The sequence below is a fragment of the Robertkochia marina genome (assembly GCF_004799345.1).
Classification (GTDB): domain Bacteria; phylum Bacteroidota; class Bacteroidia; order Flavobacteriales; family Flavobacteriaceae; genus Robertkochia; species Robertkochia marina.
In genome coordinates this window covers 470,086-493,236 of record NZ_SSMC01000001.1, presented here as the reverse complement: position 1 = coordinate 493,236, position 23,151 = coordinate 470,086, and the positions used below count along the sequence as shown (strand labels likewise).

At 43.5% G+C, this 23,151-nt stretch carries 21 protein-coding genes and 1 tRNA gene; 15 read left to right on the top strand and 7 right to left on the bottom strand.

Going from position 1 to position 23,151, the window contains the following annotated elements:
* Position 1: 1 nt before the first annotated feature.
* The gene (locus E7Z59_RS02040) at positions 2–856 is read right to left on the bottom strand and encodes an ROK family protein (protein ID WP_136334624.1); all 855 of its coding nucleotides are present in this window, start codon (positions 854–856) and stop codon (positions 2–4) included.
* The gene (locus E7Z59_RS02035; protein ID WP_136334623.1) at positions 856–2,112 is read right to left on the bottom strand and encodes an MFS transporter; all 1,257 of its coding nucleotides are present in this window, start codon (positions 2,110–2,112) and stop codon (positions 856–858) included. The genes E7Z59_RS02040 and E7Z59_RS02035 overlap by 1 nt, the downstream gene beginning before the upstream one ends.
* Positions 2,113–2,441: 329 nt before the next feature.
* Between E7Z59_RS02035 and E7Z59_RS02030 the strand changes: the two genes are divergently transcribed.
* A complete protein-coding gene (locus E7Z59_RS02030) occupies positions 2,442–3,614 on the top strand; it encodes a hypothetical protein (RefSeq protein WP_136334622.1) in 1,173 nt (390 codons plus the stop codon).
* Between the two features lie 789 nt (positions 3,615–4,403).
* On the opposite strand, the gene E7Z59_RS02025 is transcribed toward E7Z59_RS02030, so the two are convergent.
* Positions 4,404–4,477: transfer RNA gene (locus tag E7Z59_RS02025), tRNA-Asn, on the bottom strand.
* A 131-nt stretch (positions 4,478–4,608) separates the two neighbouring features.
* Complete coding sequence (gene rseP / locus E7Z59_RS02020; RefSeq protein ID WP_136334621.1) at positions 4,609–5,931, bottom strand: RIP metalloprotease RseP; 1,323 nt, start codon at positions 5,929–5,931, stop codon at positions 4,609–4,611.
* A 156-nt stretch (positions 5,932–6,087) separates the two neighbouring features.
* On the opposite strand from rseP, the gene E7Z59_RS02015 reads away from it, so the two are divergent.
* The 9 genes from E7Z59_RS02015 (at position 6,088) to E7Z59_RS01980 (ending at position 13,688) form a co-directional block, all read left to right on the top strand.
* Positions 6,088–6,762, top strand: coding sequence for an SCO family protein (locus E7Z59_RS02015; protein WP_136334620.1), 675 nt, complete (start codon positions 6,088–6,090; stop codon positions 6,760–6,762).
* Between the two features lie 69 nt (positions 6,763–6,831).
* Positions 6,832–7,617 carry a DUF4198 domain-containing protein gene (locus tag E7Z59_RS02010; RefSeq protein ID WP_136334619.1) on the top strand — a complete coding sequence of 262 codons (786 nt, stop codon included), beginning with the start codon at positions 6,832–6,834 and terminating at the stop codon, positions 7,615–7,617.
* Positions 7,618–7,795: 178 nt separating this feature from the next.
* Positions 7,796–8,041 (top strand): FeoA family protein, encoded by a 246-nt coding sequence (locus tag E7Z59_RS02005; protein WP_136334618.1) that lies wholly within the window; start codon positions 7,796–7,798, stop codon positions 8,039–8,041.
* Positions 8,038–10,137, top strand: a complete 2,100-nt coding sequence (gene feoB / locus E7Z59_RS02000; RefSeq protein ID WP_136334617.1) for a ferrous iron transport protein B — start codon at positions 8,038–8,040, stop codon at positions 10,135–10,137. The genes E7Z59_RS02005 and feoB overlap by 4 nt, the downstream gene beginning before the upstream one ends.
* A gap of 59 nt (positions 10,138–10,196) precedes the next feature.
* The gene (locus E7Z59_RS15200) at positions 10,197–10,352 is read left to right on the top strand and encodes a hypothetical protein (RefSeq protein ID WP_168731212.1); all 156 of its coding nucleotides are present in this window, start codon (positions 10,197–10,199) and stop codon (positions 10,350–10,352) included.
* Between the two features lie 590 nt (positions 10,353–10,942).
* Positions 10,943–11,458 (top strand): DUF6155 family protein, encoded by a 516-nt coding sequence (locus E7Z59_RS01995; RefSeq protein ID WP_136334616.1) that lies wholly within the window; start codon positions 10,943–10,945, stop codon positions 11,456–11,458.
* A gap of 185 nt (positions 11,459–11,643) precedes the next feature.
* Positions 11,644–12,318 carry a hypothetical protein gene (locus E7Z59_RS01990; protein ID WP_136334615.1) on the top strand — a complete coding sequence of 225 codons (675 nt, stop codon included), beginning with the start codon at positions 11,644–11,646 and terminating at the stop codon, positions 12,316–12,318.
* A gap of 248 nt (positions 12,319–12,566) precedes the next feature.
* Complete coding sequence (locus tag E7Z59_RS01985; protein ID WP_136334614.1) at positions 12,567–13,256, top strand: Tat (twin-arginine translocation) pathway signal sequence containing protein; 690 nt, start codon at positions 12,567–12,569, stop codon at positions 13,254–13,256.
* An 18-nt stretch (positions 13,257–13,274) separates the two neighbouring features.
* Positions 13,275–13,688 (top strand): DsrE family protein, encoded by a 414-nt coding sequence (locus E7Z59_RS01980; protein ID WP_136334613.1) that lies wholly within the window; start codon positions 13,275–13,277, stop codon positions 13,686–13,688.
* A gap of 174 nt (positions 13,689–13,862) precedes the next feature.
* Here the strand turns inward: E7Z59_RS01980 and E7Z59_RS01975 are convergent, their stop codons facing one another.
* Both E7Z59_RS01975 and E7Z59_RS01970 read right to left on the bottom strand, forming a co-directional pair.
* Complete coding sequence (locus E7Z59_RS01975) at positions 13,863–14,687, bottom strand: ZIP family metal transporter (RefSeq protein ID WP_136334612.1); 825 nt, start codon at positions 14,685–14,687, stop codon at positions 13,863–13,865.
* A gap of 5 nt (positions 14,688–14,692) precedes the next feature.
* A complete protein-coding gene (locus tag E7Z59_RS01970; RefSeq protein ID WP_136334611.1) occupies positions 14,693–15,346 on the bottom strand; it encodes a metal-dependent transcriptional regulator in 654 nt (217 codons plus the stop codon).
* An 84-nt stretch (positions 15,347–15,430) separates the two neighbouring features.
* On the opposite strand from E7Z59_RS01970, the gene E7Z59_RS01965 reads away from it, so the two are divergent.
* Together E7Z59_RS01965 and E7Z59_RS01960 are read left to right on the top strand one after the other, a co-directional pair.
* Positions 15,431–17,695 carry a TonB-dependent receptor gene (locus tag E7Z59_RS01965; RefSeq protein WP_136334610.1) on the top strand — a complete coding sequence of 755 codons (2,265 nt, stop codon included), beginning with the start codon at positions 15,431–15,433 and terminating at the stop codon, positions 17,693–17,695.
* Between the two features lie 53 nt (positions 17,696–17,748).
* Positions 17,749–18,906 carry a lycopene cyclase family protein gene (locus E7Z59_RS01960; RefSeq protein WP_168731219.1) on the top strand — a complete coding sequence of 386 codons (1,158 nt, stop codon included), beginning with the start codon at positions 17,749–17,751 and terminating at the stop codon, positions 18,904–18,906.
* Here E7Z59_RS01960 and E7Z59_RS01955 read toward each other — a convergent pair.
* A complete protein-coding gene (locus E7Z59_RS01955) occupies positions 18,903–19,877 on the bottom strand; it encodes a polyprenyl synthetase family protein (RefSeq protein WP_136334608.1) in 975 nt (324 codons plus the stop codon). The genes E7Z59_RS01960 and E7Z59_RS01955 overlap by 4 nt on opposite strands.
* Before the next feature lie 128 nt (positions 19,878–20,005).
* On the opposite strand from E7Z59_RS01955, the gene E7Z59_RS01950 reads away from it, so the two are divergent.
* From E7Z59_RS01950 to E7Z59_RS01940, 3 genes are read left to right on the top strand one after another with little or no spacing between them, the layout of a single operon-like run.
* Entirely contained in the window at positions 20,006–20,617 is a 612-nt protein-coding gene (locus E7Z59_RS01950; protein ID WP_136334607.1) for a TetR/AcrR family transcriptional regulator, read from the top strand.
* Positions 20,617–21,969, top strand: a complete 1,353-nt coding sequence (locus tag E7Z59_RS01945) for a TolC family protein (RefSeq protein WP_136334606.1) — start codon at positions 20,617–20,619, stop codon at positions 21,967–21,969. Before E7Z59_RS01950 ends, E7Z59_RS01945 begins: the two co-directional genes overlap by 1 nt.
* Before the next feature lie 20 nt (positions 21,970–21,989).
* Positions 21,990–23,150: an efflux RND transporter periplasmic adaptor subunit gene (locus E7Z59_RS01940; RefSeq protein WP_136334605.1), complete on the top strand. Its 1,161-nt coding sequence runs from the start codon at positions 21,990–21,992 to the stop codon at positions 23,148–23,150.
* The last annotated feature ends 1 nt before the right edge of the window (position 23,151 follow it).

Genomic DNA, 23,151 nt, shown 5'->3' with positions numbered 1-23,151 from the left:
TTCATGGATCAAAACACAGGGCTGCAGCCCCTAATATGCCTGCATCCGTGTTTGTGGCTTTTATGATCTTAAGGGTATCGATCATGTTTTTATATGGAAATTCTCGAAGCGTTTGATACAGGGCATCAGAAAAAAACTCCCATGACCCGGCGATAGAGCCTCCTAAAATTATGGCTTCCGGATCAACTGAAAACAAGATCATTTGTATGGCTTTGCCCAGGTGATGTCCATAGGCTCTGAAGGCCTCCAGGGCCTGTTGGTCGCCCTGTTGGGCCCTTAAAAACAGGTTGGCTCCTGTAGCTTGGTAGTGGTTAATAAAAAATCTGCTGCCGCAGTAATCTTCAACGATACTGTCAAGATAAAAGAGACTTCCAAACTCCCCGGAGCAGCCATTGGCATCGGGTAATAGCTTTCCGTTTTTTATAATACCACAACCCAGGCCTGTTCCAATGCTTAAGCCTACAAAATCATCAAAATCCCGGCCTGCTCCGAATTTTCTTTCTCCCAGGGCGAAACAATTGGCATCATTGTCTATCCAGACGGGAACCCTGAAGTGTGCCTCCAGGATTTGCTTAAGATGGACTTCTTTCCAGGAGGGGATGTTCTGAACATCATAAACGATCCCTTCTTTCTTGTTAAGTAAACTTGGCACCCCCACTCCAATGCCACGAATGTGTTGGTCAAAGGTGTCTTCAATGGTTTTTATTAGTTTGTCTATAACATCTTGTTCCCTTGAGGTTTTTGGAACTTTGCTCAGCCTTATTTGCTCTATTCTTCCATCTACCACTCTTCCTGACCTGATGTTTGTACCACCCAGGTCGACTCCCAGAATAGGTTTTGAATTTTCTAATTCCATCAGACGATCTCCTTACGGGTTTTTAAGCTTATGGTGGCATTACTCACCAGGGGCCTGGCCCAAAACCCTACACTAAATATATATGCCAAAGGCAGGATCAGAAAGAACATGCCGCCTCTTAACCCAATGATGTCTGCCAGGGCACCAACGATGAGGGGCATTACTGCGCCGCCAACAATTCCTGTACATAAGATCCCTGAAAATGAACCGTGATGTTTTTTAACAGAATTCAGGGCCAGAGAAAAGATCACAGACCACATCACGGAGGCAAAAAATCCGCATGCCGGAAAGGCAACCAGGGCCATCGATCTCGATCCGAACAGGGCCAGTAACAGACTCACCAGAGCTAATAGTGAGAATAGTTTCAATACGGTACGACTATCCAGAAATTTTAATAATACCAGCCCTAACAGACAGCCGAGGGTGAGCAGGCCCCAAAAGGAAGAAACCGTATCTGCACCCCCCAACCTTGGGTCGACCTCATGATATGAATACAGGTATTCAGAGATCCAGTTGGCAATTCCCTGCTCTACGCCTACATAGCAGAAGATGGCCAGGAAGAATAACCAAACCGTTTTACTGGCAAACAGCTCTTTGTAGGTGTCCCAGCCTCCTGCTTTCTCATCTTCCTTTAATTCCACCTTCGGAAACCGCACTAACGCGATAATAAGAAGCATGATCACCGATACCACGGTGAATATCCAGTACAGGCTCACCCAGGAAAGACCGGCCGGAACCAAATCTCTTAGAGTAGAAATAATAAGGCTATCACTTTGTCCGCTTTCAATGCCGGAAACCAGGTACGAAAACACCTGCGGACTTAGAAATGAGGCCCCTCCAAAGGCTAATTGTGCCAATACAGAATTAAAGGCAAAATGTTCTTCCCCTCCCGCAACTCTCAACAGGGGGTTAATAGCAACCTGCAGTACAGCCATGCCCATGCCGATCATGAAAAGTGAAAAGAGTACGATGGTATAGCTCGGGAAAACTGAAAACAGTAATGAGCCGGACATGGCCATGGCAAAGGCAAAGAGCATCACCTTTTTTTCCCGGTATTTTTCGATAGCCATTCCCGCAGGAATGGAAGATACCCCGTAGGCAATAAAAAAAGCAAAGGGGAGAAATCCGGCCATGGAACGACTCAGATCAAAACTTCTGATGATGTCGGGAACCAGGGGGCCAATGATGTTTGTGAGGAATGATATGACAAAAAATATCAATAGGATGAGAAAGATGATGCCGTAGTTTCTTTTCATGGTAAGTGTTGGTCAGTTTAGGAGAATGGAACTCTTGTGATTTAAATATAGGTCTTTTTTGTTTTTAGGAAATAAGAAATTGGAGTTGAGTCATCAACGAATTCTATTCCTGTGATCTGTTAATTCATCGAAATGAATGACTCCTGTTTTGTTTGTAAAATTCCAAATCTTCGTCATTTATAAATCTTCTCTTGTAAGATTAATTGAGAAAGAAATGGAAAAATCTACTGATATTACGTTTTCTTCAAATAAGTTTCTTTTTAAGAAATGGTATTTAAATATTTGTTTTAGATATTCACAATAGCACTAATTAATTCGATAATGATTTTATGAAGATTTTTGAAGTCAACACCAGAGAATTAGAGAAAGATTTTTTGGAGGTTCATGTCCTAATTAACAAAGCGTATCCAAATTGGATCCAGCCATTGGATAGCGATGTTCTTTCAGTATTCGACAAATCAAAAAACAAGATCTTACAAAAAGCTGAGGCCATACGATGGATATTGAAAAATGATCAAGGAAAGTTGATAGGAAGAATTGCTGCTTTTGTGAATAAAAAATATTCCAATAAAGGTGATGATGTTGAGGTTGGGGGTGTCGGATTTTTTGATTGTATAGATGATCATAAGGCTGCAGAATTGTTGTTTGATACTGCAAAAAAATGGTTGATGGATAGGGGGATGGAAGCCATGGATGGCCCTATTAATCTTGGTGACAGAGATAAATGGTGGGGTTTGTTGGTAGAGGGATTTCATCCTCCGATTTACAACATGAATTACAATCCGCCTTATTATGAAAAATTATTTGAGGCATACGGGTTTCAAAATTTTTACAATCAATTATGTTGGAGCCTTACTGTATCCGGTGAAACGCATCAATTAGCTCCCAAATTTTATGAAGCTCATAAAAAATATTCAGGAGCTCCTGACTTTAAAGCCGAATTTATCAATAAAAAGAATTTGGAAAAATATGCCAGAGATTTAAGTATTGTTTACAATAAAGCCTGGGCACAACATGAAGGAAACAAGGATATTTCGCCCGAACAGGTGTTAAAACTTTTTAATACCATAAAGCCCGTTTTGGATGAGAAACTTATTTGGTTTGCATACTACAAAGATGAACCTGTAGCTATGTGGGTTAATTTACCGGATATCAACCAGGTGATCAAACACCTTCATGGAAAGTTTGGGTGGTTTTCAAAGCTGAAATTTTTTCTAATTAAAAAGCTGGTTAAAAATGAGAATTTTATAGGTCTGGCCTTTGGTGTTGTTCCCGAGTTTCAAGGAAAAGGTCTTGATTATTACTTGATCGTTGAAGCAGAACAGGTTATTAAATCTACCACTTCTTACAAAAAACTAGAACTTTATTGGCAAGGTGACTTTAATCCTAAAATTCTGAGTATTTCAAAAAATTTAGGAGGAAAGCATAATCGAACATTAGTGACCTACCGGTATTTGTTCGATAGAAATAAAAAGTTTGAAAGACATCCTGTTTTGCTATGAAATTGATTACAATATTGCCTGAAAGAATTAGCTGTAATTCGGGCGCTCCTCCAGAAGTGTCGGGATCGCCCCTCACTATCAAAGCTGCGGTGGAAGGTTGATAGGCTAAAGGCCCTCCCGCCGGCTCGCCCTGTCGCTAAAAACATCCACATGCCAGCGCACCACCTGGCTCCTCACTACGAAAGGTTCACGGAACCTTTCGCTGCCGTTCGGCCCTTTTAACGCTCGGTCGTCCTCGTCGCTTCGCTTCTCGGGACAGGCTTCTCGCCCTGCGAGGTGTCGCAAATAAAAAAGCCACACTGTAATTGTATAAACGGAGGGGAATAATTGGAAGAAATGCCAGCGCTCCGGCTCGCTCCTCACTATCAAAGCTCCACCGGAGCTTTGATGACTGTTCGGCCGTCCCTCTTGGGCTCTTCTCGCCCTGCGAGGTGTCGCAAATAAAAAAAGCCACACTGTAATTGTATAAACGGAGGGGAATAATTGGAAGAAATGCCAGCGCTCCGGCTCGCTCCTCACTATCAAAGCTCCACCGGAGCTTTGATGACCGTTCGGCCGTCCCTCTTGGGCTCTTCTCGCCCTGCGAGGTGTCGCAAATAAAAAAAGCCACACTGTAATTGTATAAACGGAGGGGAATAATTGGAAGAAATGCCAGCGCTCCGGCTCGCTCCTCACTATCAAAGCTCCACCGGAGCTTTGATGACCGTTCGGCCGTCCCTCTTGGGCTCTTCTCGCCCTGCGAGGTGTCGCAAATAAAAAAAGCCACACAATCGTGTGGCTTTTTTTTTGCTCCCCCTCTTGGGCTCGAACCAAGGACCCTCTGATTAACAGTCAGATGCTCTAACCAACTGAGCTAAGGAGGAGTGTTATTTTCTTAACTTTTGTTACATTTTTTCCTCTTGTGAGGCCCGCTGTAACTGGGGTTATCCCTTTTTTGCGGTTGCAAATATATATGTTTTTTTATTTACGCCAAACAAAAATTTAATTTTTTGCACTATTCAAATATGGCGCGGTAAATGTCGTTCCCGTTGGCGTACAAAAGTAAGCCAATTAATAGAAAGAACCCAACCATTTGAGCATATTCCATGAATTTATCACTGGGCTTTCTACCACTGATCATTTCATACAATAAGAACATTACGTGCCCGCCGTCTAATGCAGGAATAGGAAGAATGTTCATAAAGGCCAGAATGATAGAGATAAGTGCCGTACTGTTCCAGAAGCCCAGCCAATCCCAGGTGTCAGGGAATAACTGTGCAATAGTTCCGAATCCACCGATCTCTGTGGCCCCTTTCTTGGTGAAAAGAAACTTAAGGGAAGCCACATAGTCATGCAGCGTCCAATATCCGTAATCGATTCCCGCCGGAATGGCTTCACCCATGCTGAATTTCCGTTGTTGCATGAAATCAGTATTGTAGTTGTTAGCCACGGCAACACCGATAACCTTATCTTCGGTGGCATTAACCTGTACGGTGTCGGTAATGCCGTTTCGTTCGTATACCAACTCCATAGGGCCTTCATTGGTTCTTACCTCACGTGAAAAATCATGCCAAAGAGAGGTGTTATTTCCGTTGATGCTAACGATCTTGTCGCCAGCTCGAATACCGGCTTCGTAAGCAGGGAGACCTTCTTCTACTTCCTCGATAACAGAAGGCGTTAAAGGGGTTAGCGGATTGGTGGCTCCCGACTTATAGAGATATGTTCCCAGGCTGTCCGGTAAGGCTAAAACCTCAGTGGTTCCGTCCTTGTGTTTTACTTCTACTTCCTCGATACCACGTATAACGAACATGCGGTTTAGGTTCATTACATTATCAGGAGTTTTTCCATCCATTTTAAGGATCATGTCTCCGTCCTGAAATCCATAGGGTTTTAGCTCTTCAGCCACAGCAAACCCATCAGGTAGCGCCTCGGGAAGGATCTCCTGTTTGCCCCAGTTAAAAATGATCATGATATAGATAAGAAACCCGAGTAACAAGTTTACGGTTACCCCGCCTATCATAATGATCAACCGTTGCCATGCCGGCTTGGAGCGAAACTCCCAGGGCTGAGCGGGTTGAGCCATTTGCTCCTTGTCCATGCTCTCATCGATCATCCCTGATATCTTTACGTAGCCTCCCAAGGGCAGCCAGCCGATACCGTATACGGTTTCTCCGATCTTTTTCTTAAAGATGGCGTATTTCACATCAAAGAACAGGAAGAACTTCTCTACCCTGGTCTTAAAAAGTTTAGCAGGGATAAAGTGTCCTAATTCGTGTAGTACAATGAGTATGGATAAGCTTAAAAATAGCTGAATGGTCTTTACTATAACAGGGCTCATAGGCTTTCTTAGGATTCTTAGGCCACAAAAGTAAGCTTTTCGGCCTTTTATGCACAATCTTATTCTGTTGCCTGTTATTTTTTAGCATGGTTTTAAGATTATATCCTTGATTCACAAAGTATCACTTAAATTTGCACTCGCTAAGCCGTACGAGTAATGCTGAAATTCTTCCGGAAATATCGCTTCTTTTTCGCAGTCATGTTGGTACTGAGTGCCGTGATCGTTTACCTGTTTTATAACGCCTTAAAGCCGAAGGAGGTATTGCCGGTGTATCAGCCTTCTATGGTCAATGCAGAGCTTGTTGATGTTGATCTGCAATACAAAAGGAAATACCATACCATTGCCCCTTTTAGCCTGGTGAATCAGAATGGAGATACCATTACCCAAAAGGACTATGAAAATAAGATCTATATAGCCGATTTCTTTTTTACAACCTGCCCCACTATTTGTCCGGTGATGACCGGGAATATGGCAGCCATTCAAAAAGAAATACTCGATGATGAGGAGGTCATGCTGCTCTCGCATACGGTGACCCCGGAGATCGATTCCGTACCTCAATTAAAGGCGTATGCCCAAAAGAAAGGGGTAGTTGATAAGAAATGGAACCTGGTTACCGGCGATAAAAAACAGATCTACAGCCTGGCGCGAAAAAGTTACCTTGCTGCAAAATCTGCGGGTGATGGCGGCCCCTTCGATATGATCCATACCGAGAATTTCGTGCTCGTGGATAAGGAAAAGCGCATCCGCGGATTTTATGATGGTACCAATGAAGAGGAGATCAGTAAACTTTTAAACGACTTGAAAACCTTGAAAGCAGAATATCGGAATTAAACCTCTGAAAATCTGGTATTTACAATTTAATTAGGTGTATCGTTTACTTTTAGGTAAAACTATTCTCCGATGCGTCAATTTATATGGGTTTGTTTTCTTTTTCTGCTTAGTAGTCATGAGTTATTCCTGAAAGCGGACACCTATTTCCTGGATCCTGATACTACCACAGAATTGTACCTCTTCAATGGAACCTTTACTGAAAGTGAGAACGGAATCACTTCAGACAGAATTATTAATCCTCTCGTACTTGGGCCAAATCTCCGATATCAGCCGCAAATTAATTCTTTCAGTATCGACGATAACGTTACCCGTTTTCCATTTACCAGTGCCGAGACTGGCACGTATACGGTTGGGGTTTCTACCTTGCCTCGCACTATAGAACTTAGTGCGGAAGACTTTAAGGATTACCTTGAACACGAAGGATTGAATCAGGTGATCGCTTCAAGAGAGCAACAGGGTATTTCAGACCGCTCTGCAAAAGAACGTTATTCGAAACATGTGAAAGCTCTTTACCAGGTAGGTGTTGAAAGGTCAGGTGTCAGCGATCCTTTGGGATATCCAATAGAGTTCCTTCCCATTGATAATCCTTATGACATTCCGGAATCAGGAGTACTGAGATTTCGTTTACTCAGAAAAGGGAAACCCCTTGCCGGGCAGACGGTGCACTACAGTTATCTCAATGAAGGCATTCTGGCGCCCGAGCAACACCATACTACCGATAAGAATGGAGAGGTTGCAATTGTTGTAGATCAACCGGGGGTTTGGTATCTTGCCAGTATTCATATGGAAGCCGTACAGGATGATGAGGTTGATTATGAATCTAACTGGACCACCCTTTCTTTTGAAGTTAGATAGGAGCCAGATGGCGGGAAGGCTTTATAGTTAAGATAGGAGTATAGACAATTCCTTAAATTTCAGAATTCACAATCCACAATTAATCATTCATTATCCATAACCCATCATCCATAATTCGTCATTGAAACTCCATATCTTTTCCTTACTTTTGCTTCTTTAAAATCAATCTAAATAAGATTTGAAATATACGATCGCAGATCTAAGGAGAGGGCAACGGGCTATCATCAAGTCGGTTAATGCAGATACGTTGCCTATTAAGTTGCTTGAAATGGGTTGCTTGCCGGGGAACGAAGTAGAATTGATTCAGTTTGCCCCGTTCCAGGATCCTATGTATCTCAACATTAACGGGTCTTACCTTGCCATCCGTCGCGAAACAGCCTTTCAGATCGAAATTCACCCCATAGAACAAAAGACCGGCCTATGAGTAAACAGATCAATGTAGCCCTCATTGGAAATCCCAATACCGGAAAAACTTCTGTTTTTAATGCCCTTACCGGACTCAACCAAAAGGTTGGAAACTATCCCGGGATCACTGTAGAGAAAAAAGAAGGTGTTTGTAAATTGCCCAGGGGGGTAAAGGCTCATATTCTTGATCTTCCGGGAACCTATAGTTTGAACGCCTCTTCTCTTGATGAGAATGTTGTTATTGAGCTTTTGCTGAATAAAAATGATAAGGATTTTCCTGATGTAGCCATTGTCGTTGCCGATGTAGAGAATCTCAAGCGAAATCTTTTGTTGTTCACCCAGATCAAAGACCTGGGTATTCCAACCATCCTGGTTATTAATATGGCCGACCGAATGGATCGCCGTGGTATCAGTCTTGATATCCCCATTCTTGAGAAACACCTCAAAACAAAAATTGCAGTTGTAAGTACCCGTAAAGGAGCGGGAATAGATAAAATAAAAGAACTCATTTGTGATTATCGTTATCTTTCTGTAGAGCCCTGTCTGAATGCTTCTCTCATAGATCCGGAGTATTTTGACGGATTGCGAAAGGCTTTCCCGAACCACGATCTTTATAAGCTTTGGCTGGTAATCACCCAGGATGTAAATTTTGTAAATCTCGACCGTCAGCTTGTTGCCGACACCTCTTCTTTTGCTACCCATTCTAAATCAGCCTTGAAAAGATTGCAGCAAAAGGAAACCATCATGCGCTACCAGTTCATTAACGGGGTGCTCAAGGAAGGTTATAAAGTAGACAGCTCTACGGCAACAGGGTTCAGGGCAAGGCTTGATCGGATCTTAACGCATAAGTTCTGGGGGTATGCTATCTTCTTCCTCATTCTGCTTGTTATTTTTCAGGCCATCTATGACTGGAGTGGTTATCCTATGGACCTGATCGATGAAACCTTTGCCTCCCTGAGTGAGTGGACTAAAACAACATTGCCCGCAGGATCTTTTACCAATCTGTTGGCGGAAGGAATTATTCCCGGACTGGGGGGTATCGTGATCTTTATTCCTCAGATCGCCTTCTTGTTCTTGTTCATTGCTATACTCGAAGAAACCGGATATATGAGTCGGGTAGTGTTTTTGATGGATAGGATCATGAGGCGTTTCGGACTCAGCGGAAAAAGTGTGGTACCACTGATCTCCGGTACGGCATGTGCCATTCCGGCGGTGATGGCAACCCGAAATATTGAGAACTGGAAAGAACGTCTGATCACTATTTTAGTGACGCCTTTTACTACTTGTTCTGCCCGATTGCCTGTATACCTGATCATTATTGCGTTGGTGATACCAAATACCAGGGTTTTGGGAATGAACCTGCAAGGGCTTACCCTGATGCTGCTGTATTTGCTGGGCTTTGGGATGGCTGTTTTTTCAGCCTGGGTACTTAATAAGATCCTGAACATAAAGAGTCGTTCATTCTTTGTGGTGGAAATGCCGGCCTATAAATTACCATTGTTTAAAAATGTGGCCATTACCGTAGTTGAAAAGACAAAAAGTTTTGTGTTCGGAGCCGGTAAGATCATTCTGGCCATTTCCATCATCCTGTGGTTCCTCGCCTCAAACGGCCCTTCGGAAACTTTTGACAAGGCGGAGCAGCGGGTTGCAGAAACTGTTGGAGCGCAAAATATCCCCCGGGAAGAACTTTCAGAAATGGTCTCCTCTTATAAGTTACGTGAATCTTATATCGGTATTATGGGTAAGGCCATAGAGCCTGTAATACAACCTCTCGGATACGATTGGAAGATCGGGATCGCAGTGATCAGCTCTTTTGCAGCAAGAGAGGTTTTTGTAGGTACTTTGGCTACCATTTACAGTGTTGGTAGTGATGAGGAAGAAACCATCAAGAACCGTATGCGCGCTGAGGTGAACCCCCAAACGGGTGAGGCGTTGTTTAATCTTGCCTCCGGGGTTTCCCTGCTGTTGTTTTATGCCTTTGCCATGCAATGTATGAGTACCCTGGCTGTGGTCAAAAAAGAAACGAACTCCTGGAAATGGCCGGCCATTCAATTGGTGTTCATGTCGGGGTTCGCCTATTTGGTGGCCTTGGTGGCCTATCAATTACTTAAATAGGAAACGCAGGAGGAAGCATCCTGACCCGAGAACTCCTCTCTTTTCCGTATCTTTGCACTATGAATAGCCTTGTACAAGACATCCTGGTTTACCTGATCACTTTTATCGCCGTGGCCTACCTGGTGAACAAGTTTTTATTGCCTTCTCGTTTCAAGCTTTTCACCCCTCGTAAACCCAATGCCGCCTGCGGAAAAAATGATTGTGGCTGTCATTAGGCAGAGAGCAGTTTACGGTTTAGAGGTTGCGGAAATCTTGTCTTCGCGAAGTTTTTGAAATCCGGATTACTTGTGGAGGAAAATGACGTTTTTGCTAAGAAGTAAAGGAGCGAAGAAGCAAAGAATAGAAAGCTGTCCTCAGGTTCTGGCAGGCCCGGATCCGCTTGATGAAGTTGCCGTGAAAAGCCAGGTGCTGTTTAAGCCACGCTGGAGGCGTGGTGAGCCTGCCTGCGGTAGGCAGGTTCAGCTGGCTTAGGCTACGAATCATTAGCGGATGGCCGAAGAACCAGGACTAGACTTTTTTGTTACTTTTTTACTCACAGCTTTTATATTGTTTTAGAGGTGTTCGTGAGCCCTACTGGGTTGGGCAATGCAAAAAAGTAAGGGCTAATCATTCATGAGAGGTCAAAAATAAAATCCGTCAGGCAGGCTCGTCCCTTTTTACCGACCGTAGCTTTAGCGAAGGTTGGCAAACTCGATCCTCAAACTCAAAACCTTTGCTCCCCTGCAGTCATTTTCGTACTTTTCTTATCACGCTCTGATAGGAGCCCATTAAGTTGCAATAATTGCCGTTTGAAATAGAAATCAGGATGTCAAAAAGATCCCTTCAGAAATATTTGTCTGAACTCACAGAAGATCAGCTCAGAGAGCAGTTAATGCACCTTTACACTACCTTTAAAGATGTAAAGGTGTATTATGATTTTGTATTCAATCCGCGTGAAGAGAAATTGGTGAACGAAAGTAAAGAGAAGATCGCCAATGAGTATTTTCCGGTAAGAAGAAAGCGGCCGAGGGCAAGGCGTTCAGTAGCCCAGAACTATATCAAACATTTTATGACCCTCGGAGTTAATCCGCTGCACATAGCCGATATTATGTGGTTTAACCTGGAGATCGCTGTTACTTTCAATAAAGAGCGAAAATTTAAACAGGAAGCCTTTTACAAATCTATGGCCAAGTCTTTCGATGAAGGGATACGTTATTGTTCTGTGAATGGTTTAACCGATGAATTCTTACCCAGGATCCGGAAAGTTTATGAAGAGGTCGTAACTCAGAACTGGTCATCGCTGGATCAGATCGAACGAAGTATGGAGTTGTTGTCAGATTAAGTTTATTTTTCAATAACTAGTGGTGTCAATGGCCGAAAGCGGCTTTTTATAAGATTTTTAAGTTCTTCTCGGTGGCTATGTAAACTGGTGTTTTTCGTATATTGAAAGAAATACTTCCCTCTTTCCTGCCATCCCGTGATCTCGGGTTGAAGCTTTTTGTTTAACCTTCATTAATACGTATTACTATGCACAGAAATTCATTTTCCGGGAGGAGAGCGTTTATGAGTTCTTTTTCCCTGGGAGCACTTGCTGCAGGACTCTCTGTTATACCATCCCCTTGGTCGTCAGTCAAAGCTGCTGTACCCAAACAAACTTTATATACACCCGGTAGCTGGCTGGAAAAAATAAAGGGACCACATAAGGTGGTTATTGATTCTCCGGAAGTGAATGCAGGAAATGCCATTCACTGGACAGAAAACTTATACAATTCCTTCGAACAGGAAAACGTACCGGCTTCTGAGGTAACTGTGGTCTGCGTTTTACGCCATTTCGGAATCTTTTTAGGGATGAACACTGCAGTGTGGGCCAAGTACAATTTGGCGGAGATGGCCCAATTGATCACGCCCTATGGCGAAACACTTAAGGAAAACCCCATGTATGAGGGCAATTCAGAGCTATTCGGATATGAAATGAGGGGTATCAAGGGCCTTATAGAGCAAGGAGCGGTATTTGTGATATGCGGTTTGGCGCTTGAAAAAGGCGCTGGGTTTATAGCGGAACAAAATGGTATGGATAAAGAAGAAGCCAAAAAAGACTTTATGGATAGTGTGTTTCCCGGTATAGAGGTCGTTTCTTCGGGAGTTTGGGCAGTAGCCAGGGCACAGGAGCAAGGGTGTAGTTTTATATACGCGAGTAAATAAAGTTGCACTCTCCGTTAGTCAACAGCAAATTTTTCTTTTCAGATTGCTGAACATATGTTTTTGTTTTTTGTATTTCCCATGGTTGAAAACACCGGAGGCTGGTGTAATTGATTGATACACAAAAAATTAAATTGGAGTGTATTAAGATATTTCTTAATTTCAAAGTTAAATAAGTTTCAACCTTCCCCCATTTTTTCCTCCCCGCCTGCGTTATCAGCATGTAATAGTATCAACTAAAACCAATAATTATGAACGCCGATTCAACCAATTCCAGACGAAAGTTTTTAAACTCCATGGCTCTGGGAGCTACCGCCTCAACACTTTCCATGTTTGCAGCCCCTCTCATGGCAGCTGAAGCTTTAAATATTGACGTAAAAGCCTATCAGGATGCCGATGAATGGCTGAAAAAGATCAAGGGGAGTCGCAGGGTAGTCTATGATGGAACCACTCCGCATGATGGGTTACCTGTATTATGGACCTATGCTTTTTATCAGACTAATAACGCTACCGGAACTCCTGATGATGATATGACGGCCATGACCGTATTGCGTCATAATGCCATACCCTTTGCATTACAGGATTCACTTTGGTATCAGTATAAATTGGGAGAATTTTTCGGTATTCAGGACAATCAAACCGGAAAGCCTTCCATGCGAAACACGGTGTATGAACCGGTGAACGGAGATTTTCCGATTCCGGGTGTTCCGGGACTCAAGGGAATGCAGGAACGTGGTGTCATGTTCTGTGTGTGCGATCTTGCTCTTCAGGTGTATAGCGGATTTATTGCCGATAAGAATCAAATTCAGGATAAGGATCGGGTGTATCAGGAAATGAAGTTAGGGGTGCTTCCCGGAATCCAAATTGTACCTTCAGGAGTATGGGCCCTGGAAAGAGCTCAGAATGACCACGGATGTGCATACATCTTTGCCGGAAATTAATCCATAAAACGAAGAATTATGAAAATTTGGCTATCCCTTATCCTAATGGTGGTTTCAGTTGGAATAACCACTGCCCAGGATGAGTCTGTGAATATTCTGTTTGATGTTACCAGCAGTGATGTCAAAGTACAGGAAGCAACAGTAAGACATGTCAATGCGATGTCAGCGTCTTACCCCAATTCAAAATTTGAAGTAGTCATGTATGGGGGCGCCTCTCAAATGGCTATTCAGGGAAAATCTACCGTAGAAGAACAATTGAAAGAATTGGTAGCCCGCGAAAATGTGAGCTTCTTAATGTGTGAAGGTACCCTTAAAAGAAAGGAGATCAAGAAATCAGATCTCATTCCCGGGATAGGTACGGTACCTGACGGCATTATGGAATTAGTTATGAAACAGCAGCAAGGCTGGGGATATATAAAAGAGGGGGGCTGAGGTCTTCTTCCATTCATTGATCAGAAATTGTTACCAAAGTAAGGTAAGTTGATGAAGAATCTCTTTAGCATGGTATTCAAGGTTAGCTTTAAGAGTTCTCATATTTAGAATTAATTTGATTTAGCGATCATCTAAAAACAATCAACTCCCCCTAAATGGTAACAATTTCTCTTTTTACCCCAAAGCAACATCAAGGGTCATCATGACCATAAATCCACCCATAAAACCTAAGGTGGCTATATCAGTGTACTTGTCTCTTTGGGTTTCCGGAATTACTTCTTCTACCACTACAAATATCATAGCGCCTGCTGCAAAAGCGAGTGCATAGGGCAGGATGGGGGTAAAAAAGCTCACCGCCAGGGCGCCCACCACTCCGGCAACCGGTTCTACGATGGCCGAAAGCTGCCCGTACCAAAAACTCTTTCTGCGACTTACTCCCTGGCGCCTCAAAGGCATGGAAACGGCTATTCCTTCGGGAAAGTTCTGTATTCCTATTCCGATAGCCAGGATCACGGCACCTGCAATAGAGGCTTCAGGCATACCCGCAGCCACCCCGCCAAACAGAACGCCCACAGCAAGTCCCTCAGGAATGTTGTGCAGGGTGATGGCAAGGACTAATAAGGTGGTTTTGTGAAAGTTGGTGTCAACCCCTTCGCTTTCACTTTCCTTAAAATTAATATGCAGGTGAGGCAGGTATTTGTCCAGAACAAACAGGAATAAAGCCCCCAGGCCAAAACCTACTACAGCCGGTATGGTCTTGGTAAAGCCTTCTCCTTCGCTCATTTCAATAGCCGGAGCTAAAAGACTCCAGAAACTTGCTGCTACCATAACTCCTCCCGTAAAACCCAGCATCCCATCAAGAACACTTCGCTTCATGGTCTTAAAGAAAAATACTAAGGAGGCCCCCAGGGCAGTGACGATCCAGGTGAAAGAAGTGGCTATTAAGGCTCCTATGACCGGATCCAGATTTTCAAAAAACGCTATTATTGCTTTGAACATAGTTCTTAAATGATTTTGAGATAAATGTTGTTGGCGGTTAAGGCCGAAATGGTGAACGTTCTGTCCTGGCAGCTGATCTCGACAGAATTGTCAAAAGGTTCCCTGCGGATTATGCTTATTTCCATACCCAGAGCAATTTGCATCTTATCCAGGTATTGAAGAAACTCGGAAGAAGAATTCTTAACCCCAACTACCAGGCCTCGCTCCCCTTCTGAAGCAGAGGCAATGGGTACCTTGACCATGCTTTTAATAACTCCGTTTTTGTCAGGGATCGGATCTCCATGAGGGTCAAAACGAGGATGATTCAGAAAATCATCCAGCTTTTCAATAAGTTTTTCACTCTTTATATGTTCCAGTTCTTCGGCAATGTCATGTACCTCATCCCAGGAGAATTGAAGCTTTTCAACCAGAAAAACCTCCCAAAGTCTGTGTCTTCTGACAATTTTAGCTGCCATCACCTGCCCCTTTTCAGTTAATCCGGCCCCCTGGTATTTCTTGTAAGTGATCAATCCTTTCTCGGCCAGTTTTTTTAACATGTCGGTCACTGAAGAAGCCTTAGTGTCCATACGACCGGCAATGGCATTGGTGGCAATCAACTCCTGGTTATTGCGGCTTAAATGATAGATGGTCTTCAGGTAATCTTCTTCAGAAAGTGTCATGTAATTTACTTTGAAGCAAAAATACATTTTTATGGGTAAAAACAAATGTTTAGTTTTGTCTAAAAATAAATTTAAGCTAGAGTAATGAAGAGAGCCTTTGGGTTGTTTTTTACACTTTTACCCTTGTTAGCTGTATGGTGTCAGGAGATAAAAGTGCAGGTGAAAGATGGTGCCGGACCCTTGCCTTATGCCAATGTGTATATTAAAGATCTGAGAAAAGGGGCTGCGACCGATGAGAATGGATGGGCGGTACTTACTAATATTCCTTCAGGAGAGCACGAACTTCAGGTGTCTTTTACAGGATACTTTCCCTTCAGGGAAGTGATCACAGTGGGTGCTTCCAATAATAGTTACGAAATTGAATTAAAACCGGCAGCCAACCTCGATGAGGTGGTGGTTTCCGGAACCTTGAAACCCGTGAACAGGATGGAGACTCCCGTGCCTGTGGAGGTTTACAATCCGACCTATTTTAAAAAGAACCCAACTGCCAATATTTTTGAGGCCCTTCAGATCGTGAATGGGGTAAGGCCCCAAATTAATTGTAATGTTTGTAATACCGGTGACGTTCACATTAATGGTCTGGAAGGTCCATACACCATGGTACTCATTGATGGGATGCCCCTGGTAAGCGGTCTTTCTACGGTCTATGGCTTGTCAGGCATCCCTAATTCATTAATAGAAAGGGTGGAGGTTGTAAAGGGGCCGGCCTCTTCCATATACGGGAGTGAGGCTGTTGGCGGTCTGATTAATGTGATCACGAAAGATGCAGAATTTGCAAATACCTTTTCTTTTGACAGTTTTTATACCGATTGGGGAGAGTTGAATCTCGACCTGGGTTATAAGGCGTCTCTGGGTAAAACTGCCGACGTACTTACCGGAGTGAATTATTTTAACTATGATCAGCCCATTGATAACAACGGTGACAATTTTACCGACCTAACCCTGCAACACCGGGTTTCTGTTTTTCAGAAATGGAATTTTAAAAGGCCTTCCGGGAAGGCCTTCTCAATGGCAGGTCGGTTTTTTTATGAAGATCGATGGGGTGGTGAAATGCAGTGGACACCTGAGTTCAGAGGAGGAGATGAGATCTATGGTGAAAGTATTTACACCCGTCGATTTGAGTTGATCGGCAGGTATGAGCTTCCGCTTCAGGAGCATATGGTATTAAGTTTTTCATATACCGATCACGACCAGAATTCGGTATATGGTGATACGCCTTACATTGCCAATCAGCGCATTGGCTTTTCTCAGCTTACCTGGGATCGCAATATCGGAGCCCACGACCTGCTGTTGGGTGCAGCACTGAGGTATAATTTTTATAACGATAATACCACCGCAACCGGGAATGGAGTGCTGGATGAACCGGATGAAGTGATAATTCCCGGAATCTTTATACAGGATGAGATTTCTTTAAGCGACGACTGGACCTGGCTTCTTGGTGGACGTTTTGATTATGACAAACGCCATGGTGCTATTTATACGCCCCGAACGGCTTTAAAATGGGCTATTTCTGATTTTGATATTCTTCGGCTAAATGCAGGAACAGGCTTCAGGGTTGTAAATATATTTACTGAAGAACACGCTTCGCTTACCGGTGCCCGGGAGGTGGTTATCACCGAGTCGTTAAAGCCGGAACAGTCATGGAATGTAAATTTAAATTACCTGAAGAAGATCTATACTTCGGGAGGGCACTTTATTGGCTTGGATATGTCTGCGTGGTATACCAGGTTTAGTAACCTGATCCTTCCGGACTATGACACCGATCCAAATCAGATCATTTACGATAATTTAGACGGTCGTGCAGTAACAACAGGTGTAAGCCTGAATGCAGAGGTAGCCTTAAGGAACGGTCTTAAGGTAATAGCCGGCGCCAGTGTGATGGATGTTTCCCAGACTGAAAATGGAGAGACCGTCCGTCCTGTACTTACTGAAAGATATTCGGGCACCTGGGGGGTAACCTACGAGATAAGGCCTTGGCAAATGACCATTGATTATACGGGTAATGTATACGGCCCAATGCGGTTGCCTTTGTTAGGTGATCTCGATCCAAGATCTCCCGAATCGCCCCTGTACAGTTTGCAGAATATTCAGTTCACCTATAAAGGATTTAAAGATTTTGAACTCTATGGGGGGGTGAAGAATCTCCTGAACTGGACCCCCGACCGGGGCAATCCTTTTTTGATCGCCAGGGCGAATGATCCGTTTGACAGGGAGGTAACCTTTGATAACCAGGGCAATGCAGTGGCAACCCCCAATAACCCATATGCCCTTACGTTTGACCCGTCCTATGTTTTTGCTCCCAACCAGGGCATCAGGGCCTTTTTCGGATTGAGATATCGTTTAGATTAAGGGTATAAATGAAGAAGTTGCCCGAAAAGCGCTGAATTGTTTATCTTTCCCTTGTGAATGCCCGATCAGAAAACTTCGAATTTGACCTGGTGATCCTCGGTGGAGGAGCCTCCGGCCTGTTGGTAATCGATCAGTTACTTGATGATCCCTTTTTCAGTACCTGGAATATACTTCTTATAGAAAAGGAAGAAAAGGTGACTGATGATCGAACCTGGTGCTATTGGGAAGCCGGAGAAGGGCGATTTGATCAATTACTTACCTGCGAATGGAAGAAGGCGCTATTTAAAAATGAAGTAGAAGATAAATATTTTGACCTCAGTCCTTATACCTATAAAATGCTGAGGAGTTCTGCTTTTTACAAAAGGGTTTACGGCCGTATAAGAGAAAGTTCCGGTGTTCAGGTTTTGTACTCAGAAGTAATGTCTGTCATGGATACCTCCGGTGGCGTTGAGGTTCAATTAAGCGATCGGGTTATTGCTGCTAAAAAATGTCTGAGCAGTGTGCGCGATCTCAGGTTTTTAAAAAATATCAAGAAATATCCCCTGCTCCAGCAGCATTTTGTGGGTTGGTTCATTGAGGTAAGGTCACCTGTATTTGATGAAAAATGTGTTACCCTGATGGATTTCTCCGTAGACCAAAAAGGGAACACCAGGTTTATGTATGTGCTGCCCGTAAGTAAAACAGAAGCCCTGGTAGAGTACACACTTTTTTCTGCAGATCTCCTGGAAGAAAGCGAATACGAAGCTGAGATCATGAAGTACCTGGATAAAGCAGGAATCACCGAGTACCGGATCGTAGAAAAAGAGAAAGGTAATATTCCAATGACGGCCTATCCTTTTCATCATAAAAACTCGAAGAACCTGATGTATATTGGTACTGCAGGAGGTTGGACCAAGGCCAGTACAGGATATACCTTTTACAACGCCATGCGCAAAGCAAAAGCCCTGAAGGAGTTCTTAAAGAGTTCTTCAGATATGCGCAAATTCACCAACAGAACCCGTTTTGATCTCTATGATCGTATCTTTCTGAATGTATTGTTTGCAAGAAACGGCCTCGGGCAGCATCTCTTTAGCAGGATGTTTATAGAAGGGAACCCGATCACCATGCTGAAATTCCTCAACAACAACACGGCCATTGCAGAGGAGTTTGATATTATGGCTGCTATGCCAACGTGGTTGTTCTTAAAGAATATAATCAAACCAACCTCTTAGGTTGTTCTTCGCATGAGCTGATGGGCAAATCCTTTTAAAATGGTCTTTTCGGCTTCACTTCTCTCCAGACTATTCAGGATGTCTAATGCCTTATTCGTGTACTTTTCTATGGCCTGTTGGGTTAGATCGGCTGCGCCGCTGGAGACCACAAGCTCCTTGACAGATCGCACCTTATCTTCAGGGTCTTCAGGTGTGATGGAATACAGGTCTGTGAGCTGCTTGGCATCTGCCGGGCTCAGGTGTTCCAGGGTTTTTAAATACAGAAAAGTCTTTTTGTTCTCAATAATGTCGCCTCCTACCTGCTTGCCGAAAGATGCCTGATCGCCAAATGCGTCAAGGTAATCATCCATGATTTGAAATGCGATACCGAGATTGATCCCGAAATCGTAGATGGCCTGGGCTTCCCGGTCTGATGCCCCTGCAATGATGGCACCCATTTTAAGACTGGCGCCTAATAATACGGCCGTTTTATAGGTGATCATTTTCAGGTATTCATCAATCGTTACGTCATCGCGATTTTCAAAATCAACATCGTATTGCTGTCCCTCACATACTTCTATAGCTGTTTTACTAAATAGCTTTGCCAGTTTTTGAAAAGTTTCAGGTTCGTAGCTTTCAAACAATTGATAGGCTAATATAAGCATGGCATCGCCGGAGAGGATAGCAGTATTTACATCCCATTTCTCATGAACCGTAGCATGGCCTCTTCGCAATGGGGCATCATCCATGATGTCATCGTGCACAAGAGAGAAATTATGGAAGATCTCTACGGCCAGGGCGGCATCAAGAGCATGGCGGTGGTTACCTCCGAAAAGATCTGCTGTGACCAGGGTTAAGGTCGGGCGAAGCCGCTTGCCCCCGAGATTCATGATATAATTCATAGGGTCGTAAAGATTGATGGGTTCTTTACGACTTATTTTAGAGTTCAGGTATTCGCTAAAAACCTCCCGGTAGGCCTCAATGCTCTTCATGCGTACAATTTTTCAGTAAAAATACCACAATTCAGTTTTTTGACCTTTAAAAATGACGTGTTAAATAATTGTAAAACTTTGGAAACTATAATAGTTTTTAAAGTTTCCAAGCTTAATTTTGTCGCGTCATGAGAGAACTAATTTTAAACAAAAGTGCAGAGATGTTCCTGAGCCTCGGCTTCAAGAGCGTTACAATGGATGATATTGCTGCAGCCCTGGGAATCTCAAAGAAGACCATCTATCAGCATTACAGCAATAAGACCGAGTTGGTGCAAGCCTCCGTTTTTTATGTTTTTGAAACAGTTTGCGCCAGTATCAACCGGGTGTGTGAAGCCGGGTTGAACCCCATACAGGAATTATACCAGATCAAAAAGGTGGTACGAGAGCAATTGAAACACGAAAGTTCGTCGCCTTACAACCAGCTGAAAAAGTACTATCCGCAGTTATTTGATCAACTCATAAAAAAGCAATATGAGGTAATGATAGAGAGTGTTACTGAAAACATCAGGCGGGGTATTGCCCTGGGGTTGTTCAGAGACGATGTGGATATCTTTTTTATATCACGGATCTATTTTTCAGGGATGAACAGTATTAAAGATGAAGATCTGTTTCCGCACGAAACCCACTCCATTCAATATTTAACCTCTTTGTTCCTGGAGTATCACCTCCGTGCCATTGTGACCCCGAAAGGTCTTGAAATGCTCAACGAATTTATAAACGAAGAAAAAATTGTTCAGTAATGAATAAATACCTGGTTTTAGGTTTATTGTTTTCAATTTTTACGGTCACCGCCCAGGAAAAGCAATACAGCTTTTCACTGGATGAAGCCATTGATTTTGCTTTGGACAGTAGTTACACGGCTATGAATTCCCGAAGGGAAGTTGCAAAGGCCTTAAAGCGAAAATGGGAAACCACGGCTTCCGGTCTACCCCAGATCGATGCTAACGTTGATTACCAAAATCAATTAAAGCAGCCTGTTTCTCCTATCCCGGCAGAATTCTTTGGAGGAGAGCCCGGTGAATTTGTACCTGTAGTCTTTGGAGTGCAGCAACAAATGAATGCGACGGCCACCCTGCGTCAATTGATCTTTGACGGGTCATATCTGGTGGGGCTTGAAGCAGCTTCAACCTTCCTTGATTATAATGAAAATGCCGATGAAAAAACACGTCTTGAAGTTCGCAAGGCCGTTATTAACGCCTATGGTGGAGTATTGGTAACGCGTGAACGTGCCGCCATTCTGCAAAAAGATAAGGCGAACCTTGAAGAAAATCTAAGGGAAACTACCGCAACTTTTGAGAACGGACTGGCAGAAGAAGAGTCTGTAGAGCAATTACAGATCACCCTTTCTCAGATCGATACAGAGTTAAGCAATTCTCAGCGTCTTCAGGAGATTGCAGAGCAAATGCTGAATATTACCCTGGGTATTCCGGTTGATGCTCGTGTAGAGCTTAAAGATGACCTGAGTGCCCTGGCAGTTAAAAATATGGGGAATGACATTCTGGATCAGGAGCTAAGCCTGGAAGAAAATATTGATTTTAAGATCGCAAGAAACCTTACCGAGCAGCGGGAATTAGAATTAAAGCTGGAAAAAAGCCGTGCCTTACCAACCCTGAACGCCTTTGTGAATTACGGGACAACCGCCTTCGATCAGGACTTTGTTTTTCTAGATGGGCAAACCCCCTGGTTTCAAAGTTCAATTCTTGGGGTAAGCCTTAATATCCCGATTTTCAGTTCTCTGTTGAGAAGTGCAAGAACCCAGCAGGCAAAAATTGCTCTCGATCAATCGCAGACCAGCTTCAGGGAGATCACCCAGCAGATCGAATTAGAGTACAACCAGGCTAAAAGTAATTTTCGGTATGCAGTAGAAAAATACCTGACCTCAGTGAAGAACCTGGATCTGGCCGAACGCATTGAGGCTAAAAACCAGGTAAAGTTCAGAGAAGGAATAGGGAGTAGTTTTGAATTGAGACAAGCCCAGACGCAGCTTTACAGAGCCCAGGAAGAGTACATTGTTTCTATGCTTGATGTAATTAATGCCAAGGCTGCGTTGGAAACCGTATTAAACACCCCTCAATTAAGAATCGATAATTAAGTTTTATAGTTAGCATCACCATGAAAAAATTTATCATATCAAGTCTCATCGCTGTTTTAGTTTCTTCCTGTGGAGGAGGAGAAACTTCTGTTGATGATGTAATAGCCACAGAAGACCTTGCCCAATTGCGTGAAAAGAAAGAAGCTCTTACCATACAACGGGATTCTTTAAATAACAGGATCGGACGTCTGGACAGGGCAATTGCAGCGGTAGATACCGTGCAGAAATTGTCTTTAGTGTCTACCTTCCAGGTAAAGGACACGATCTTTAACCATTTTGTAGAATTACAGGGTAATGTGTCTACCAGGAAAAATCTGATTTTGAATGCAGAGTATGCGGGCATTCTTCAGGAGCTTAAAGTAGAAGAAGGTCAGAAGGTACAGCGGGGGCAAGTGTTGGCCGTTCTCGATGATGGCGGACTGGGGGCTCAGCTTGCACAGTTGCAATCGCAGGCAGAGTTGGCAAAAACCACCTTTGAGCGACAAAAAAGGCTCTGGGATCAGAACATAGGTTCAGAGATTCAGTACCTCACCGCTAAAACTCAGTTTGAGAGTGCCAGTAATGCGGTTACACAGCTTAAAAATCAGTTGGCAAAGACGCGTATAACTGCTCCTTTCAGTGGGACGATAGATCAGGTGATCGCCGATCCCGGAGCGAACCTTTCTCCCGGTATGCCGGTTATCAGGATCGTGAGTCTTGAAAATATGTATGTAGAGGTAGAGGTGCCTGAGATTTACCTGCCTAATATTAAAAAAGGAACTTCTGTAAGAGTGTATTTCCCGGTTCTCGGAGAAGAAGTAGAAACCAAGGTCAGACAAGTGAGTGATTTTATCAGGCCTTCTAACAGAACCTTCAATGTAGAAGTTGGGGTACCCAGCCTGAATGGTATGGTAAAGCCGAATTTGAACGCCAGGGTATTTATAAATGATTACAGCAGTGAAGATGCCATTTTGATACCCCAAAGCATTATTACTGAAAATGCTGCCGGTGAGCAATATGTATATGTTGCCAAAGAGATCGATCAGCAAAACAGGGCGGTTGTAGAGCAAACCGTTGTAAGGGTTGGTAAATCACAGGGAGATCTGGTAGAGATCCTTGAAGGGGTTAAAGCAGGTGATGCGGTGATAGAAGAAGGTGCCAGGAGCTTATTGCCCGGGCAAAGAGTGAAGATATTAAAGTAAA